Annotated in this window: 16 protein-coding genes; 5 read left to right on the forward strand and 11 right to left on the reverse strand. The window is 57.4% G+C overall.

Translation table 11 applies throughout. The features are described 5' to 3' along the window. Window positions 1–38: 38 nt before the first annotated feature. The 4 genes from ACR0DT_RS00555 to ACR0DT_RS00570 all read right to left on the reverse strand — a co-directional run bounded on the left by ACR0DT_RS00555 (window position 39) and on the right by ACR0DT_RS00570 (window position 4,028). Window positions 39–1,346: an HlyC/CorC family transporter gene (locus tag ACR0DT_RS00555; RefSeq protein ID WP_480708875.1), complete on the reverse strand. Its 1,308-nt coding sequence runs from the start codon at window positions 1,344–1,346 to the stop codon at window positions 39–41. Window positions 1,347–1,409: 63 nt separating this feature from the next. Continuing rightward, window positions 1,410–2,363 carry a site-specific tyrosine recombinase XerD gene (locus ACR0DT_RS00560; protein WP_480708876.1) on the reverse strand — a complete coding sequence of 318 codons (954 nt, stop codon included), beginning with the start codon at window positions 2,361–2,363 and terminating at the stop codon, window positions 1,410–1,412. Between the two features lie 2 nt (window positions 2,364–2,365). Beyond that, window positions 2,366–3,889, reverse strand: coding sequence for a hypothetical protein (locus ACR0DT_RS00565; protein ID WP_480708877.1), 1,524 nt, complete (start codon window positions 3,887–3,889; stop codon window positions 2,366–2,368). After that, window positions 3,879–4,028 (reverse strand): hypothetical protein, encoded by a 150-nt coding sequence (locus ACR0DT_RS00570; protein WP_480708878.1) that lies wholly within the window; start codon window positions 4,026–4,028, stop codon window positions 3,879–3,881. The genes ACR0DT_RS00565 and ACR0DT_RS00570 overlap by 11 nt, the downstream gene beginning before the upstream one ends. Before the next feature lie 79 nt (window positions 4,029–4,107). Here ACR0DT_RS00570 and ACR0DT_RS00575 point away from each other — a divergent pair, with 79 nt between their 5' ends. Continuing rightward, window positions 4,108–4,695 (forward strand): shikimate kinase, encoded by a 588-nt coding sequence (locus tag ACR0DT_RS00575; protein ID WP_480708879.1) that lies wholly within the window; start codon window positions 4,108–4,110, stop codon window positions 4,693–4,695. Next, entirely contained in the window at window positions 4,695–5,807 is a 1,113-nt protein-coding gene (gene aroB, locus ACR0DT_RS00580) for a 3-dehydroquinate synthase (RefSeq protein WP_480708880.1), read from the forward strand. The genes ACR0DT_RS00575 and aroB overlap by 1 nt, the downstream gene beginning before the upstream one ends. Here the strand turns inward: aroB and ACR0DT_RS00585 are convergent, their stop codons facing one another. Then, window positions 5,808–6,878, reverse strand: coding sequence for a site-2 protease family protein (locus ACR0DT_RS00585; protein ID WP_480708881.1), 1,071 nt, complete (start codon window positions 6,876–6,878; stop codon window positions 5,808–5,810). It lies immediately after the preceding gene. Between the two features lie 18 nt (window positions 6,879–6,896). Continuing rightward, a complete protein-coding gene (gene ssb / locus ACR0DT_RS00590; protein ID WP_480708882.1) occupies window positions 6,897–7,403 on the reverse strand; it encodes a single-stranded DNA-binding protein in 507 nt (168 codons plus the stop codon). A 205-nt stretch (window positions 7,404–7,608) separates the two neighbouring features. Between ssb and ACR0DT_RS00595 the strand changes: the two genes are divergently transcribed. Further along, on the forward strand, window positions 7,609–8,187 hold the full coding sequence (locus ACR0DT_RS00595; RefSeq protein WP_480708883.1) for a lytic transglycosylase domain-containing protein: 579 nt from the start codon (window positions 7,609–7,611) through the stop codon (window positions 8,185–8,187). A 128-nt stretch (window positions 8,188–8,315) separates the two neighbouring features. On the opposite strand, the gene ACR0DT_RS00600 is transcribed toward ACR0DT_RS00595, so the two are convergent. The 5 genes from ACR0DT_RS00600 to miaA form a co-directional block, all read right to left on the reverse strand. Beyond that, a complete protein-coding gene (locus ACR0DT_RS00600) occupies window positions 8,316–10,403 on the reverse strand; it encodes a dipeptide ABC transporter ATP-binding protein (RefSeq protein ID WP_480708884.1) in 2,088 nt (695 codons plus the stop codon). A 92-nt stretch (window positions 10,404–10,495) separates the two neighbouring features. After that, complete coding sequence (locus tag ACR0DT_RS00605) at window positions 10,496–11,959, reverse strand: ABC transporter permease (protein ID WP_480708885.1); 1,464 nt, start codon at window positions 11,957–11,959, stop codon at window positions 10,496–10,498. A 13-nt stretch (window positions 11,960–11,972) separates the two neighbouring features. Further along, complete coding sequence (locus tag ACR0DT_RS00610; protein WP_480708886.1) at window positions 11,973–13,019, reverse strand: ABC transporter permease; 1,047 nt, start codon at window positions 13,017–13,019, stop codon at window positions 11,973–11,975. A gap of 136 nt (window positions 13,020–13,155) precedes the next feature. Then, on the reverse strand, window positions 13,156–14,826 hold the full coding sequence (locus ACR0DT_RS00615; protein ID WP_480708887.1) for an ABC transporter substrate-binding protein: 1,671 nt from the start codon (window positions 14,824–14,826) through the stop codon (window positions 13,156–13,158). A 323-nt stretch (window positions 14,827–15,149) separates the two neighbouring features. Then, window positions 15,150–16,043: a tRNA (adenosine(37)-N6)-dimethylallyltransferase MiaA gene (gene miaA, locus ACR0DT_RS00620; RefSeq protein WP_480708888.1), complete on the reverse strand. Its 894-nt coding sequence runs from the start codon at window positions 16,041–16,043 to the stop codon at window positions 15,150–15,152. A gap of 96 nt (window positions 16,044–16,139) precedes the next feature. Here miaA and pyrH point away from each other — a divergent pair, with 96 nt between their 5' ends. Both pyrH and ACR0DT_RS00630 read left to right on the forward strand, forming a co-directional pair. Then, on the forward strand, window positions 16,140–16,892 hold the full coding sequence (pyrH, locus tag ACR0DT_RS00625) for a UMP kinase (RefSeq protein WP_366550950.1): 753 nt from the start codon (window positions 16,140–16,142) through the stop codon (window positions 16,890–16,892). 217 nt (window positions 16,893–17,109) lie between these two features. Further along, on the forward strand, window positions 17,110–18,696 hold the full coding sequence (locus ACR0DT_RS00630) for a BCCT family transporter (protein ID WP_480708889.1): 1,587 nt from the start codon (window positions 17,110–17,112) through the stop codon (window positions 18,694–18,696). Window positions 18,697–18,909 lie beyond the last annotated feature (213 nt).

Here is an 18,909-nt window from a genome sequence, read left to right on the forward strand (position 1 = left end):
CCGAAACCAGCGCCCGATGGTGGGCGCTGGTTTTTTCGCTATAGGTGTCGGATTTTCAACTCGGTCACCCGGTTGCCTTCCTTGGCGGTGACTTCGAACCGGAACCCGTGGAACGCAAACACCTGACCCACCACCGGGATCATCTGCGCCTCGTGAATGACAAGCCCGGCGATGGTGTTCGCCTCTTCATCGGGCAGGGACCAGTCCATCGCGCGGTTCGCATCACGAATGGTCATGGCTCCTTCGACCAGATACTGCCCGTCTTCGGTGCGGGTGACAGGAACGTCTTCCTCGATATCGAATTCGTCGGCGATTTCCCCCACGATTTCTTCCAGGATATCCTCCAAAGTGATCAAACCGCGCAGTGATCCGTATTCATCGACCACCAGTGCAAAATGGCTGTGCATCCGCAAGAATTCCCGCATTTGATCGTCCAGCGTGGTGGTTTCGGGCACAAAATAGGGCGCGTTCGCCACTTTGGAGATGTCGAATTCTTTCAGCCGGTTGGTGTCGCTTTCGCTGGCGCCTGCATGTGCGTACATGGCGCGAAACAGGTCCTTGGCGTGAACGACGCCCACGATGTTTTCCTGCTCATCCCGGAAAACAGGCAGACGGGTGTGCGGGCTTTTCAGACATTGCTGCAGAATGGCCTCGGGCGCGTCGTCGGCGTCGATCATCTCGATGTTTGAGCGGTGCAGCATGATTTCTTCCACCGTGCGGTCGCCCAGATCCAGCGCGCCAAGGATACGGTCGCGGTCTTCCTTTTCGACCACGCCCTCGGAATGGCCCAGCTGCAGCGCGCCGGCGATCTCTTCACGCACGGCGAGGATGTTGCTGTCCGGGTCGATCTGGACGCCGAACAGACGCAGGACGCCGCGTACCAGCAGACGTACCGCTGCAACCATGGGCGAGAACACCGTCACCACAATGCTGATGATCGGTGCAACCAATGCGGCGGCTTTTTCCGCGTTTGTGATGGCGTAGGTCTTGGGCAGAACTTCGGCGAAAACCAGAACCAGCAGGGTCATGACAAGCGTTGCCAGCGCCACGCCGCTTTCGCCGAACAACCGCGTAAACAGGGCCGTGGCCAGCGAGGCTGCAAGGATGTTCACAAGGTTATTGCCCAGCAGGACCGAGCCGATCAGCCGTTCATTGTCATCGGTTATGTCCAGCGCCTTTTGCGCGCCGCGCGAGCCTTTGTCGGCCTGCGCCCGCAACTTGCCGCGTGACGATGCGGTCAATGCCGTTTCAGAACCCGAGAAAAAGCCCGACAGGACGAGCAAAAACAGAATAGCGCCTGTGGTAAACCAGAATGCGCCGTCGATCAGAGAAGAAGAGGGTTCCATTGGTCCTTGGTTGTTGGTGTTACTGCATCCGTTATGGGGGTGCGCCCCCTGCGGATCAAGGGGTTAGCCCATGTTGTCGGGGTCTTTCGCCAGTGGGTGATGCTCTAACACAAGCTCGGCCAGACGTTCGTCGAGAACATGAGTGTAAATCTCGGTAGTTGCTACATCTGCGTGCCCAAGCAGGGTCTGGATCGACCGCAGATCGGCACCATTGGCCAAAAGATGCGTTGCAAAAGCGTGGCGCAAAGTGTGCGGCGTGACCTTTTCCGGCGATACGCCGCCCTGAACGGCCAGTTCCTTGACCAGCAGAAAGAACATATGCCGGGTCAGGTGCCCGGATTTACCGCGTGACGGGAACAGGAACTTGGACCGCTGGCCGCCATCGGCGACCAGTTGATCCTCGGCCTCATCGCGTACGCCAAGCCAAGCGGCCAGTGCTTCACGCGCTGGCGGAGACAGAGGCACCAACCGTTCTTTGCCGCCTTTGCCCAAGACCAGCAACATACGCGGATCGCCTCTTGCTGAAGACACTGGCAACGAGACCAGTTCGGTCACGCGCATGCCCGTGGCATAAAGCACTTCCATCAGACAGGTGTTGCGGACCCGGTCCGATTCGGTGCGCCCGGTCTGGCGAGCGGCTTGCAGCAGCCGGTCTACTTCGGGCACGTCCAGCGTTTTGGGCAGGCGTTTCTGCCGGCCCGGGCCCTTGATTTGAATGGCGGGGTTGGCGTCGCGCCAGCCTTCCTCGAACGCGAAGCGATAAATCTGTTTGATTGCAGACAATCGTCTCGCGCGGGTGGATTGCGCTAGACCTTGTGCGTCGCAGTCGATCAGATACGCCTCGATCTGGTCCCGGTCAGCCTTGGCAAAGTCGGTGTTGCGTCGCTGTAACCATGCAGCGAAATCCTTCAGGTCGCGACCATAGGCCAACAGCGTATTGTTGGCCGCCCCAAGTTCAGCGGCCTGTGCCTGCAGGAAGGTAGAAATCCAAAGCTCGGATGTTGCCGGGGACGTCATGATCACGTGCCTTGCAGGATCAAAAGGTTCAGGGCCGCACGCCGCGCGGTATCCTCAAGACCCACTCGGCGCAGCGTGGCAATGGCGGCGCTCAGATCGACAAGGTTGCCGCGCGCGCCATGGGCAAACACCTCCATCGTTTCAAGAATGGCCTCGCCAAGCTGATCGTTGTTCAGCATCGCCTGAATATCCGATGGGATCGGCGCGGCCCAGGCAAAGCCCTGTGCCACCGCATCAGCCAAGGGGGATGGACTGCGTGCACGCCCCGGATCACCTTGTGCCAGAGCAGCCAGGAAAAGCGTTTCCTCTGACTGGTCCGGCGGCGACAAGGCAGCAGTTTCATAAAGCTCGGACAGCAACAGGATGCGCCACCGCAGGTTTTCGGCTTCGGGGTCCGGCAAGGTCACCTGCGACAGACGACCGGCGAACAAATCGGCGAACGGAACTTCAAGTCCGACGCTGCGCATTTGCTCCCAGACGTGTGGCAGGGTTTTGGCGATAGCTTCGGGCTTGCCAGTTTCCAGTGCGCCCTCGAATTTCTGAATCGCCGACACCCGGTCCCAGACCGCGCCCGAAGCTGCCGGATCACGTTCTGTATACAACCCCAACAGCTGGTTGGGGGTCAGCGCGCCGATCCGAGTCAGCCGCTCGGCCGCTTCGATCTGGGCTTTCCATCCAGCCACATCGCGCAGGTCGGCATTGGCAAAAGCGCGGGGCAGTGGGGCTGAGGGCAACCGCTCGCCAATTGCCTCAAACAGACGGAAGGTCAGCGGATCAGGATTGTCGGGTTGGGGAAGGTACTCGGCATCTTCGTACAATTCAGGGCTCAAGAACCGGTCCAGAACGTCCAGATCTTCGGGCGGCAGGACTTGCAGAGCGTGGGCGGCCTCAAGCGTCAATGCAGCAGAGCTCCAATCGCCCCTGCGCGCCTTGCAGAAAACTTGTGCTGCATAATCTTGCGATAGGTGCGGCTGCGCGATCAGTGCGGTGCAGCTGCGATCCTCATCCCCGGTCAGCAATGTCGCATCGAACCAGCGTTGAAACCGCTCGCGGCTATCGGTGGGTCCTGCCAGCTGCACCAGTGATTGCACCGGATCGGCCGCGCCCAACTGCATCAAACGGTCGAGACGAGCCAGCAACAGGATTTCTTGCGCATTCGGCCCGGCAGGGGCACGCGCTTCGGACAGTAATAGGGTGAATAACAGGCGCTGCATCGCGGGGTTGTATCTGACGGGCACGCGGGCGATCAGCTGCGCCAGACGGTCCGGATCGCTGTTCTGCCACAGGCCAATGGGCAGGCCTGTTACCGTGGACGATACCAGCCCCAACGGTTGTGACAGCGCCTCAAGCGGTGTGACCTCAACGTCCGGTCGCACGCCGGTTTGAGTTACTGGTGGTTCTAACAGAACAGTTCCCGGCAGGTTTTCTGGCGGGTTGTTCAACCAATCTATGACGGAAAGAGGTTCCTGTTGCGCCTGCGCCGATCCGGCCAGAAACAGCGCGAACACTGCGGCCCTATTCGACATTCAGGATTACCGGTTCTCGTATCTCGTCTTGCGGTGCCGAGAAATCTGCGCCGAAGAACGGCCCCAGATAGGCGTATGCCACCAGCCCGATGAATCCCAGGCAAATCAGATATAACAGGAACTTGACTAGACGGCCCATTGCTCAACGCTGCCCCAATTTTCTCTTTTGTCATAGTTATAGCTAGCATTTTTCCTAAGATCACGTCATTCACAGTGAAATGAGCGAAATTAAGCATAACACCTACAGCTCGGACACAGATGCGGGCTTTGCACTGCACAAAACGGTTGTACTTGTAGGCATGATGGGGGCGGGAAAGACGGCAGTGGGCCGTGCGCTGGCCGCGCGGCTGGGCGTTCCCTTCCTCGACAGCGACGCCGAGATCGAATCGGCAGCCAATATGACCATCCCCGAGATTTTCGAACGCGACGGAGAACCGTTCTTCCGCGCCAAGGAATCTCAGGTCATCGGGCGCTTGCTGGATGAAGAAAAAGGCATCCTGTCGACCGGTGGCGGCGCGTTTTTGGCAGAACCGAACCGTCAGATGATTACCGAACGCGGGGTCTCGGTCTGGCTGCGGGCCGATCTGGAGGTTCTGTGGAATCGCGTCAAACACAAGGACACGCGCCCCTTGCTGCGCACCGCTGATCCCTATGCAACGTTGCGCGGCCTGTATGAACAACGCGTGCCGGTATATGCGCAGGCGGATTTGATCGCCGAGTCCGATGGCGAGACCTCGATCGAGAATATGGTGAACCGGGTGGTGGATGCGCTGCTGACACGCCCCGATGTTTTGGAACGGAAGTAATGCACCAAACCGTACATGTAGAGCTGGGCGAACGCTCATATGATGTGGAAATCGGGCCTGAATTGCTGGCGCAGGCTGGCACCCGGATCGCGCCGTTGCTGCACCGGCTCAAAGTGGCCGTCGTGACAGATGAGAATGTGGGTGCCTTGCATCTGGAGGCCCTGCGTGATGGGTTGGCTACAGCCGGGATCGAGATGTCGTCGCTGACTTTGCCCGCTGGCGAAGCCACCAAAAGCTGGCCCCATTTCGAACGCACCGTCGAATGGTTGCTGGCCGAGAAAGTCGAACGCCGGGATGTGGTCATTGCGTTTGGTGGAGGTGTCATTGGCGACCTGGTGGGTTTTGCTGCGGCGGTACTGCGTCGCGGAGTACGATTTGTGCAAATTCCAACCTCACTACTTGCACAGGTCGATAGTTCAGTGGGGGGCAAAACCGGGATCAACGCGCCGCAGGGCAAGAACCTGATTGGGGCGTTCCATCAGCCGTCACTGGTGCTGGCTGATACCTCGGTGTTGGGGTCAATGACACCGCGCGACTTCCTGTCTGGCTATGGCGAGGTGGTGAAATACGGTCTGTTAGGGGATTCGGCGTTCTTTGAATGGCTGGAAACCAACGGTACGGCCGTGTCAGGCGGCGATATGGCCGCACGGGTGCGTGCCGTGACACGATCGGTGCAGATGAAGGCCGATATTGTGGCACGGGACGAGACCGAGCAGGGCGATCGCGCATTGCTGAACCTTGGCCATACCTTCTGTCACGCGCTGGAAGCTGCCACTGGCTATTCCGACCGTCTGCTGCATGGTGAGGGCGTCGCAATCGGCTGTGCGCTGGCGTTCGAGCTGTCTTCGCGTCTGGGGCTATGCTCGCAGGAAGATCCCAGCCGCGTACGTGCACATTTGCGCGCGATGGGCATGAAGACTGACCTGGCTGATATCCCCGGCGATCTGCCGGGGGCCGAAGCTCTGGTCGATCTGATGGCGCAAGACAAGAAGGTGATCGACGGTCAGCTGCGGTTCATCTTGGCGCGCGGGATCGGTGAAGCATTCGTAACGTCGGACGTCCCGCGAGATGCAGTGATTTCGGTACTGGAAGACGCCCTGGCGACGGTCTGATTAGCGACCCCGGATCACCATCAGCTCTCCGATGTTTTCGCGGGTGATGTAGCCGACCATTTTGCCGGTTTGCGTGCAGACAGCGATAGCCGGCGCACCCTTGTGGAGCGTCTCTAGAACCATCTCGAGCCCGCTGGTTAGTTGGACCCTAGGTATATTGGTTTCCATAATTGACGTGGCTGGGTCAGAACGGGGTGTGTCCCCAGCCAGTGCCGCGAACAGATGGCCGCGGGTCACGAACCCAAGTAGTGCGCCGTCGTCATCCAGCACAGGAAATTCATGCTGCGTGGTGTGAATGACCGCCTGCGCCGCTGTAGCGAGCGTATCGGTCGGTGACAGAGCGTGGAATTCTGTGATCATCGCATCGCGTGCCAGAACCCGCCGCGCGACTGATCGCATGGCGACATCCTGACTTTCGGAATTGGCAGCGACAAAGACGAAAACTGCAATTAGCACAAGGATCGCGTTGCCCGTGCTCAGTCCCCAAAAGCCGAAAGCGACGGCGACAAACTGTCCGCTTACAGCTGCGGTTTTGGTAGCCTTGACCCGGTCCATTTTCAGGCACAGAAGGGCGCGGAACACACGGCCTCCGTCCATCGGGAAGGCCGGGATCATGTTGAAGGCGGCCAGCAACAGGTTCACATAGGCCAGACGGTTCAGAAGGCCAGGGCCGGTCGAGTCGATCTGCGCCATCGTTTCCAATGGCATTCCGGCCCCCAGCGCGACCAGAATGATCCAGATGATGATGTTCACCGCTGGTCCGGCAAGGGCCACCCAGACCTCTTGCATTGGCTTTTCGGGCATCCGTTCCAGCCGGGCCAACCCGCCAATAGGCAGCAAGGTTATGTCTGGGGTTTTGATTCCGTATCGCCGCGCCATCAGCGCGTGGCCAAATTCATGCGCGACGACGCAGGCAAAGAGCGCCAGTACAAAAACAAGATTTTCAATGGCGGCTGGCAGACCGCCGTTGGAGTAGGCCGCGAACCCGACCCAGGCCAGCAGTAGGAAGAAGGTGACATGGACCCTCAGCTCGGACCCCAGTAACCGGCCGAGTGAGAAGGACCATGTCATGATATGCCTCCGTTTTGCTTAGAACGGAATCTCGTCGTCGTCGATTCCACCGGACGCCGGGGCAGGGGCGCTGGATTGGCCACCGCCATAAGGATCGCCATACCCGCCACCGGCCTGACCGCCGCCATAACCGCCCGATTGGCCACCACCGTAGCCACCGCCGCCGCCTTCACCGCGCGCATCCAGCATTACAAGGGTAGAGCCAAAGCCCTGCAAAACCACCTCGGTCGAATACCGATCCTGACCGGACTGATCCTGCCACTTGCGGGTCTGCAGCTGCCCTTCAAGGTAAACTTTGGACCCTTTACGCAGATATTGCTCGGCCACGCGAACAAGTCCCTCATTGAAGATCGCGACCGAGTGCCATTCGGTACGCTCGCGACGCTCACCCGTGTTGCGGTCTTTCCAGGTTTCTGATGTGGCGATGCGCAGATTGCAAACCTTGCCGCCGTTCTGGAATGTCCGGACCTCGGGATCGCGGCCAAGATTTCCGACCAGAATGACCTTGTTGACTGAACCCGCCATGTACTTCCCCGTTCTGAATTGACGTATGCGCGCCGAATCTGGCGCAGTGTTTCACAGCGAACCTACACGGCCTGTGACTTGGTTGAAAACAGATACTGCCTGCAACACTTGGCAAGAAATTACTTAAGGCGGGTTTACCATGCTTTCATTCTTACCTGAGATATCTATACTCCCAAAGGTTCCTGACTGAGCGAGATTGACTTGAATGCGTTTTCTAGTTGGTTGTTTTGTTGGTTTATGCGTCGCTCTGGTCTCGGCTCCGGTGACTGCGCAGACGTTGTCGACCAAAAACCGGAAGGACATATTTCTCAAACAATCCAAAGTTTTAGACTCGCGGGCCGCAACCCAATACCGGGATTCTGAACGGTTAAAGCCAAAAACAGCCCAGCCTAAATTCAACAAACGATACACCGGGAAATATCGCGGTCAGTATATGACTCTGGCGCGACAGGCGGCACGCAAGCACAATGTCCCGGAGGAGCTGTTTCTGCGTCTGGTCCAGCAGGAAAGCGGTTGGAATCCGCATGCAGTATCACACAAAGGCGCTTTGGGGCTGGCACAGCTGATGCCGGGTACCGCACAGCTTTTGGGTGTGAATCCGCATGATCCTCAGCAGAATCTTGAAGGCGGTGCACGGTATCTGTCTTGGCAGTACCGCAAATTCAAATCCTGGCGTCTGGCACTGGCGGCTTATAATGCGGGCCCCCAGGCGGTCGAGAAACATGGCGGCGTACCGCCGTACAAGGAAACCCAGAACTATGTGAAGGTGATTTGGGGCGGCTGAGCCGAAATCTTTTGTTACTTTACTCCACTCCGACCCCCGTGCCGCAAATGTTCGTGGGTAAATACATCTAGGAAATGACAAAGGGCGCCAGCTAAAATAACCGACGCCCTTTGCAGGAAGTTTAAGACCTATTCTGCTGCGATTTTAATGACTGGTTCCATGCGGGCCAGAATGTCTTCGGCTAGATGGCACTTTACCTGATGACCATCGGCCAGAGTTTTCACTGGCGGCACATCGCTTTCGCATAGTCCGCCCGGGACTTCGGATTTCCAGCGGCATCGGGTCTGGAACGGGCAGCCTGGCGGAGGATTCATGGCTGATGGGATATCGCCCTCGAGCACGATATGCTGCTTTTCGATCGATGTATCCGCAATAGGCACCGCGCTCAGCAATGCTTCGGTATAGGGGTGATAGGGCGGGGCGAAGACCTGATCGGTGGTGCCTAACTCGACCACATGCCCGAGATACATCACCATCACACGGTCGCTGAGATAACGTACGATAGACAGGTCGTGGCTGATAAACAGCAGCGTGGTCTTATGCTCGCGCTGAATCTCCATCAGCAGATCGGTTACCGCCGCCTGAACGGACACATCCAAGGCCGAGACCGGCTCGTCCGCCACCACAATACGTGCATCCCCTGCAAAGGCACGGGCGATACCGACACGCTGCTTCTGCCCGCCCGAAAGCTGCCGCGGCATCCGGTCTGCAAAGGCGCGAGGCAGCTTCACCAGATCCAGCAGCTCCAGCATACGCTGCTTGCGTTCGGATTCTGAATTGCCGACGCCAAAGATTTCCAAAGCACGGATGATCTGGCGGCCCACGGTCATCGAGGGATTCAGCGTATCGAACGGGTTCTGGAACACCATCTGAACCTCGCCCACGGTCTTAGCATCGCGCTCCTCAATCGGGACGGCTTCGATATTGCGATTGTCTAGTAGGATCTGACCATCGGTGGCGGTTTCCAGCCCCATCAGCACCTTGGCGAATGTGGACTTGCCGCAACCGGATTCGCCCACAATGGCCAGAGTCTCGGATTCATGGGCCTCGAAACTTAGCGTTTCATTGGCCTTTACGACCTTGGTCTCACCACCCCCAAACAGGGCATTCGCAGCCACCTCGTAGTATTTCTTTAGGTTGTCCATCTTCAGAACGGTGCGACCGATTTCGCCCTTTTCTTTCTGTTCACCCACGGTGATCGGCGCGTTCCAGTCGATCTCCTGAAATTTCAGGCAGCGCGTGTGGTGGCGGTCGTTGCCCGGCACCGGCTCCATCAGGATGTTCTGCGCGTCACAGCGGCCTTCTTCGAAATAGTCGCAGCGCGGGCCAAAGTTGCATCCCGGCGGACGTTCATGCGGTAGAGGGAAGTTCCCCGGAATAGCTACCAGCGGGCGTGCATTCTTGTCGGCACCGGGCAGGGGGATCGAGCGGAACAGTGCCTGCGTGTAAGGATGCTGCATCTCGTCAAATACATCGTGGATCGAGCCGCGTTCGACCGCCTCACCTGAATACATCACACAGAGTCGGTCGCAGGTTTCCAGCACCAGACCCAGATTGTGTGAGATGAACAGCATCGAGGTGCCATACTTCTTACCCAAATCCTTGACCAGTTCGACAACGGCGGCCTCAACCGTCACATCCAAGGCGGTGGTTGGTTCATCCAGGATCAGCAGCGCCGGTTTTGACATCAGTGCCATGGCGATCACGATCCGCTGTTGCTGGCCGCCCGACAACTGGTGGGGGAAGGAATTCAGCATCCTTTCAGGGTCGGGCAGGCGTACATCGGTAACCACCTCAAGCGCACGGGCACGAGCCTCCTCCGCACTGACGCCTTCATGGATCATCGGCACTTCCATCAACTGCTTGCCGATCTTCATCGCCGGGTTCAGCGAAGCCATCGGTTCCTGATAGATCATCGCGATTTCATTGCCGCGAATGTCGCGCAACTCGTCAGAGCTCATTTCGGACAGGTCTCGCCCTTTGAACTTGATCGTACCTCCGACAATCCGTCCGTTTTTGCCAAGGTCTTGCATCACGCCCAAGGCAACAGTGGATTTTCCGCAGCCTGATTCACCGACAAGACCCACGGCCTCACCGGGCTGCACACTGACCGAGAAGTCCATAACGGCTGGAATTTCCCGCAGACGGGTGAAAAACGAAATCGACAGCTTGTCGATCTCAAGAATTGGCCCGTCATAATCTGCCAGTTTGTTCATATTGTATCTCCTCGCGAGAGTCCGGGGGATTCCCTTCATCTGGCTAAAAATATCTTGGGGGTCCGGGGGCTAGACCCCCGGCTTTGATCACATCAGTCCTTCAGACTTTCCTCGCGAAGCCCATCAGCTAGCAGGTTCAGCCCAAGAACCAGCGACAACAGGGCCAAGGCAGGCGGTAGGGCTGGGTGTAGATAGATCGACAGCAGCTTGCGGCCCTCGTTAATCGTCGAACCCCAGTCCGGGCTTTCAGGTGGCAGACCCAATCCAAAGAAACCCAAGGTTCCCAAAAGGATGGTGGTATAGCCAATCCGCAGGCAGAAATCGACGATCAGCGGACCGCGTGCGTTTGGCAGAATTTCCCACAGCATGATGTACCATGGACCTTCTCCACGGGTTTGCGCCGCCGCCACATAGTCTCGCGTCTTGATGTCCAGAGCCAGACCACGGACGATGCGGAACACGGTGGGTGAGTTCACAAAAACCACGGATACAAACACCACCAGAATGCCGCCCGGAATGTCGAACAGATCCAGATAGGTCGGCAATCCCCAGATGCGGTAGCTTTCAGTATTGATGATGTAGCCACCGGTCGAGATCAGAGACAGATAGAACCAGATCGCAATGCCCAGAACCCCGATCAGCAGCGGCGTACGGAAATTCGGTCGCGTGTAGTAGCGTGAGTTCAGAAGAACACCGATGAACAGGATCGGAAATATGAACAGCACGGCAGCCATATAGTTTGGCACGCCTGTTGCCACGATCTCAGGTGTGACCAGCAGGTAAAATAGCAAGATCACCGGAAAGGCCAGGATCAGATTGGCCAGGAAGGACAGGAATGTGTCCAACCGACCGCCATAGTAACCGGCGGGCAGGCCCAGAGTGATCCCGACCATAAAGGCAAACAACGTTGCCAGCGGCGCAATCTGCACCACGATCCAGGCACCTTTGACCATGCGGCTGAAGACGTCACGTGCAAGGTTGTCACCCCCCAGAAGATACCAAGTGTATTCCCCTTCTTCCGGGCTGGGCAGAGGTGTTCCGGGCACTTTGTTTTTCATTCCCGATACCTGAGACAGAGGATCATGAGTGACGATCAGATCCAGCGCGCCAAAGACACCGGTAAACACCCAGAACATCACAAGGCCAAAGCCGATCATGCCGATGGGGCTGTCGAACAGTTTGCCATATAGTCCGAGCCGCCGTTTAAAGGCGATCGACATGGCGTAGAGGATTATCAGTGACAGCCAGACAGGCAGAAACTGCTGCGAGATCGCACCGATTATCCCCGCGCCAGTGCCCATGACGATGCCCAGCACGATATAAGCCACGGCAAGCGCGACGCAGGCGGCAAAGCTGTAGCGCAGCGCCTTTTGAGTCATTCCGCGCATGCCCGAGCCGGAGCTGAGCGTACCATCCAGATTCACAGCCATCGGTGCTTCGGGCAACAGGATGCTGCCGACAATCCAGATCACGATGGAGACGATAAGGGCTGCGATTGCGATCATCAGCAGTGGGTTCAGGAAGGCGATAGAGCCGGTCCAGGTAAGTGGTTCCATGATCTAACCCTCCTTAAGAAATGCGAATGCGTGGATTGAGGTAGACATAGCCGATATCCGAGATCAGCTGCGTCACCAGCACCACAAAGACCGACACGACCGAAATCGCCAGCAGCAGCTGGATGTCGTTGTTGCCCGCAGCCTGAACCAGCGCCCAGCCGAAGCCCTTGTAGTTGAACAGAGTCTCAACGATCACCACGCCGTTCAGTAGCCACGGGAACTGCAGCATGATGACAGTGAAGGGCGCGATCAGCGCATTGCGCAGTGCGTGTTTCATGACGATGTTCGGGAAGGACACGCCTTTCAGCCGCGCGGTGCGGATGTATTGCGCCGTCATTACTTCGGTCATCGAAGCGCGGGTCATGCGGGCGATATAGCCCATGCCATATAGTGCGATGGTCAGCACCGGTAGGAAGAAATTCTCGAATGTCGGGTTGTCCATCGCCTGCGTTGCGGTGCCTTTGAACCACTTCAGGCCCACGGTGGACGAGGTGAAGATCGCGATGAAGATCACGCCCGACACGTATTCCGGTGTCGCAGTCGTGATGATCGAGAACGTGGACAGAGACCGGTCCAATGCCGACCCTTCGCGCATCCCCGCCAGAACCCCGACGATTAGGGCCGACGGAACCATCAGGATCAGAACCCACATCATCAGATAACCAGTATTTCCAAGACGCTTGGCGACAATGGTGCCGACCTCATCCTTGAAGACGGTGGAATAACCCCAATCCCCTTGAAGGATGCCGCAAAACCGTGGGGTGGTTTCCTCGGTCAATCCGGGTCGGGTACACGTGCCCACAAAAGTGCCGTCATCCAGAGTTTTGGAAAAACCCGGTGCCACGCCCAGCCATTGGCCATATTTGACCAGCGTGGGTTGCAAGTAGCCGCGATTGCCCAGCCAGGCCTCGACCTGTTCGTCGGACATCCGCTGATTGCCTTGGGTTTTGGCCAGCTTTTCCAGGTTTGGATATAGGTTGGTCAGAAAGAAGACCACGAACGTCAGGCACAATGCTGTCAACAGCATGACGCCAAACCGTCGGAGGATGAATAGTCCCATGATGGCCCCTGTTTTTCGGGTGTTCCGCAGATCATTGGACCATTTTCTGGCCTCGGACATCCGACCCTTTGTCGGCCTGTCTGCGGCTGGAAAGGGGCGCCCTGATTAGGCGCCCCCGTTTACTATCTGGCAGATTTTAGGCTGCCCAGCCCCACTTGTAGTGGTGATGTTCGAACGAGATATGCATATCGGTTCCGACCAGACCATCTTTCATATGGCGGTACAGCGCGCGCCAGTAGGGTTGGATGGTAACGCCTTCTTCCTGGATCAGCGCCTCGCCTTTGGCGACCACTTCGCGCCGTTTGTCGGCGTCGGCGATTGCCAGCGCTTCGGTCAGAATGGCGTCGAAGTCGGGGTTGGCCCAACCGAATTCGTTCCAGGCTTCTCCAGATTTATACGCCAGTGCCCAGATTTGCACGCCTAGCGGACGGTGGTTCCAGTTCGTCGAGCTATAGGGATATTTCACCCAGTCATTCCAGAACGTGTTTCCAGGCAGAACCGTGCGTTTGACATTGAAGCCCGCATCCCGCAGCTGAGCGGCAACAGCGTCGGTCGTGTTTCGGCGCCAGTCATCGTCAATTGACAGCAGTTCGTGCTCGAAGTCCGCCATGCCGGCTTCTTCCATGAGCTTCATCGCTGCGGCAGGATCGGCCTTCTGTTTGGGCAGTTCCGCATAGTCTGGGTGGATCGGGCCAACATGGTGGTTTTCAGCTGGCGCGCCGCGGCCGCCATAGCCAAGCTCGAGCAGAACTTCATTGTCCACGGCCATTTGCAGAGCCTGGCGCACGCGTTTGTCAGCATAGACCTGATTGCCGTCAACTTCGGCTAATTGGTTGGGGCGGATCACGATGGTTGCCATGGTGATCACTTCGGATTTTTCATAGCCAAGACCATCCATCACGTCGATGAATTCACCCACGGATTCATGCAGCATGTCGACTTCGTCAGATTCGAGGGCCGCCAACCACGCCGACGGATCGGTGCCATAGTCAGTATATTCGATTCGATCCAACGTCGCAGGGCCAAAGACTTCATCGCCCCACCAAGTGTGGTCCGGTGCGCGTACCAGCGAGCATTTGACTCCGACTTCCAGTTCTTCGATCACGTAGGGGCCGGTTCCGACGTTGTTCAGTAGGTCGTTTTCGTTGAACGAACTGTGGACGACGGCCGCCGGATAATCGGACATGCCAGCAATCAAAGAGATATCCGAGCTGGGAAGGTTCAGTTTCACGGTTGTCGGATCGACAACTTCGATTGCGCCCTCGATGGCCTGACCTGAATCCGCATCAATCAGTGTCGCGAAGCGACCTGCCATCGAGTTGGTTTCCGAGCTTTTGTCGCACCAGCGTGCAATATTTCGTGCGACGTCATCTGCAGTGAAATCGTCTCCGTTTGTCCACTTCACACCTGGACGTACATTCAGGGTGTAAACAGTGGCGTCTTCGTTGATTTCCCAACCTTCCAGCAGCATTCCACGGAAAGTACCGTCCGAGTTGTACTCGACCAGGTATTCCAGCGTGCCACGGGTTTGATTGCCCATTTCCGACCAGTCGTAGGTGCGCGGATCTTTCAGTGCACGAACGCTCATCTGAACGCGCAGGGTGCCGCCTTCCTGTCTGACGTCTTCGCCTGCAGCGCGGGCAGGGGCCGCCAACCCAATCATCCCGTAAGCACCGACAGCGGTGACGCCAAGACCTGTGGCACGGGTCAAAAATTCGCGCCGACTTAATTTGCCGTCCCGATATTCCTGAGCATGCATCTCTGCCGCCCAGTGAATCGGGGCTCCGGTAAAGGTTTGCTTGTTCATTGATGTCTCTCCCTGTGACATGTTCTTTTTATTGAAGAAGGCTGGAACCGCTCAGGCCGGACTGTGCCGGACGGCAGGTTCTCGAAATTCTCGTTGGATATTCATCATCCCCATGGGGCCATTCCGCCCTAATATTTTAATCAGGTCAACGTTCGAAATCGACTTAGATGGAACAAAAACGACATCACCGGGGGTGTTTGCCGCTGCGCGGGCCTCAGTGTGCCTTGATTCAAGCAATGTATACTGTCGTGAACCGGAAAATTGATAGGATTGGGAATCGCAATAAGGGATTGCCAGCAAATTGGTCTAAGCAACGCAATGTATCATTTTGAGAAATCTATCTGATTCCATTTCTTCATCCGCGCGCGGAACCACGTGCGTTGGCGTTTGGCGAATTGGCGGGTTGCAATCGTCGCGCGCTCTCTTGCGGCATCCAGTGTCAGGTGGCCGTCGAGATGGGCCATCAACTCAGGCACACCGATGGCCTTGAAGGCGGGCAAGGCCGGATCATAGAGATCACGCATAGCCGAGACCTCTTCCAGCGCGCCAGTGTCCAGCATCAGGTCGAACCGTCGGGTGATGCGATCAAGAAGCCATTGTTTATCTACGTCAAAGACGATTGGCACAGTGTCGTCCAGATTTAAAATCGGCGGCGGCGTTTCAGCCTGCCAATCGCTCAGGCTGCGCCCAGTGGCTTGTTGTACTTCCCACGCGCGCTGAACGCGGGCGCGGTTCTGTGTGTCGATCCGGTCCAGCGTTCGCGCATCTACGCCAGCGATCAAAGTGGGCAGGTCCAACTGATCCGCTTCGGTGCGAATCTCGGGCGGCGTTGCGGGAATGTCTGCCATGCCTTCGGTCAGGGCCGAGAAGTACAGGCCGGTGCCGCCGACAATGATCGGGCGCTGATCCCCGGTCAGCAGGGGCGTCACCTCGCGCAGCCAATGGCCGGTCGAATACTCTTGATCATAAGCGATGTGGCCGTACAGCAGGTGCTGCGCGCATGCTTCTTCTTCGACCGAAGGGCGGGCGGAGATCACACGCCAGCACTCATAGACCTGACTGGCATCCGCATTGACAATCACTCCGCCGAAGGTTTCGGCAATCTGCAAAGCAAGGGCCGACTTGCCCGAGGCTGTCGGTCCCGCAATCAGTACCGGCTTGTCATCAGGGATTGGAGGCAGGCGGTTCCAAATCTGCGAACTGTCGATATTTGCCATCCAGGCTGCCTCAATCCTCACCAACCGCATTGAACCTGCGGAGGTTTTGCTTCATTTTGCGCCGGAAAATAAACCTGTGCCAGCCCGGAGCGCAACATGAGCCTTTCCCCGACCCTCGAAGCCACTGAAACCGCGAAGACAAAGTACAATCGCGTAATGCTGAAAATCTCGGGCGAGGCGCTGATGGGCGATCAGGGATTCGGCCTGCATCCGCCGACCGTTCAGCGCATCGCGCAAGAGGTCAAATCGGTGCACGACCTGGGCGTCGAGATTTGCATGGTCATCGGCGGTGGCAACATTTTCCGCGGCCTCAGCGGATCTGCACAGGGCATGGAGCGGACAACGGCCGATTACATGGGCATGCTGGCCACGGTAATGAACGCGCTGGGGATGCAATCGGCGCTGGAAGAAATCGGTGTGTTCACTCGGGTTATCTCGGCCATTCGGATGGATGAGGTTTGCGAGCCCTATATCCGCCGCCGGGCCGTGCGCCACCTTGAAAAAAAGCGGGTCTGTATTTTTGCCGCCGGAACGGGCAACCCGTATTTCACCACCGATACCGCCGCGACCCTGCGTGCCAATGAAATGGCGTGCGAGGCGATCTTTATGGGCAAGAACGGTGTGGATGGCGTTTACGACAAAGACCCTAAGGAGCATGCGGACGCCGTGCGGTACGACACGGTCACCTATGATGACGTGCTGGCCAAGCGGTTGCGCGTTATGGATGCATCGGCCATTGCACTGGCTCGCGACAATAACCTGCCACTGATTGTTTTCGGACTGGATGAGCCGGGCGGGTTCCGCGGCATTCTGGCGGGCGAGGGGACCTACACCAAAGTTCAGGGCTAAAGGTATTAAACGCATTATTTGCGCGTAGGTCGGGCTAACTGCCCGGCCTGATTTTCTTTTGAGACGACGTTTGTTGGGGGGTATGGGACCTACATTCTACAAGCGCGCATTTTTCGCGTGTTTTGTCGCTTTCAAGTAATATGTGGTCTTCTCAGCCCCGCCTTCCGGAACCCGGATATTGGATGTCCTGCGCACCGATAAAGGGAAGGAAGAGATAATGTCCGACACTAACGAAACCGACTATGAAGTCGGTCAGGACAACGTTCAGATCATGGGTCTGGACGTCCACAATCCGGTCTTTGCCGTTTCGGGGCTTACCATAATTGCATTCGTGTTTTTCTCGCTGGTGTTCCGTGAGCAAGCGAGTGAATTCTTTGGTTGGCTTCGACCGGCTTTGACCAACAACTTCGACTGGGTGTTTATGATTGCGGCGAACATCTTTGTTGTGTTTTCGCTGTTGCTGATCGTCACACCCTATGGCTCGATCCGTCTGGGCGGGGATGATGCCAAGCCAGATTACAGCTATGCTGGTTGGTTTTCGATGCTGTTTGCAGCTGGCATGGGCATCGGTCTGGTGTTCTGGGGCGTGGCCGAGCCGATTTCGCATTACGGATCTTCGCTGGGTGGTGTTGCTGCAGGTGAGGATGGCCTTCGCACCGACTGGGCCCCGTTGGGCGCCGGTTTGGAAGATCCCGAAGCCTCGAAGAAACTGGCGATGGCGGCCACTATTTTCCACTGGGGAATGCATCCTTGGGCCGTCTATGCGGTGGTGGCGCTGGCGCTGGCGTTTTTCAGCTTCAACCGCGGTCTGCCACTGACCATGCGCTCGGTGTTCTACCCACTGTTTGGCGAGGCGACATGGGGCCCGTTGGGGCATATCATTGACGTTCTGGCTGTGTTCGCCACGATCTTCGGTCTGGCGACATCGCTGGGCCTGGGTGCAACGCAAGCGCTGGCTGGTTTGAATTATCTGTTCGATGTTCCGATTACGGACGGGATGAAAGTGTTGTTGATCGGCCTGATCACGGCGTTCGCTCTGGTCTCGGTCGTTGCTGGGTTGGATAAGGGCGTCAAGCGGCTGTCCGAAGCGAACATGATCCTTGCTGCGGCCCTGCTGCTGCTGGTGCTGGTCCTCGGTCCCACCGTTGCGATCCTGACCGGCTTCTTCGACAGCCTGATAGAATACGTCGTTGCATTGCCTGCATTGTCGAACTGGGTCGGTCGCGAAGACACTAACTTTATGCAGGGCTGGACCACCTTCTATTGGGCGTGGTGGATCTCTTGGTCACCTTTTGTCGGCATGTTTATCGCCCGTATTTCACGCGGCCGGACCGTGCGCGAATTTGTGACCTGCGTGATCCTGATCCCAACCGTCGTTGGTGCTTTGTGGATGAGCGTTTTTGGCGGAGCAGCGCTGGATCAGGTCTTGTCAGGTTCGGGGCAGGCCCTGTCGGATGCCGCACTTGAACTTAAGATGTTCAAAATGTTCGAAGCCTTCCCGATGACAGGATTGCTGTCCTTCGTCGGTATCGTGTTGGTGATCGTGTTCTTCGTCACCAGTTCAGACTCCGGCTCGTTGGTGATTGATACGATTACGGCTGGCGGCAAAACCGATGCTCCGACGGCGCAGCGTGTGTTCTGGTGCATTCTGGAAGGTGCCATTGCCATCGTTTTGTTGCTGGGTGGTGGCCTCGGGGCGCTCCAGGCTGCTGCGATTGCAACGGGCTTTCCTTTTGCGATTGTTCTGGTGCTTATGTGCGTGTCGATCTTTATCGGTCTAGCGAACGAAAAACGTCGCAAGTGATTTGATCACTGTCCCCGAAAGCCCCGGTCAAGCGCCGGGGCTTTTTTGTTTCATGCCGGGTTGACCGGTGCTGCTGCTGCTGTCTAAGTATCCGCGTCTTTCGATTGCTAATTTTTGTCGCGAAAGACTGCCCGTGCTTCCGTCAGCATGATCGGGGCTGTGGTTGGGCTGGAAGACCTGCCGTGATTTCCGAGTTGTCCGAAATCATGCGCG

This window comes from Ruegeria sp. BI11 (assembly GCF_056538005.1).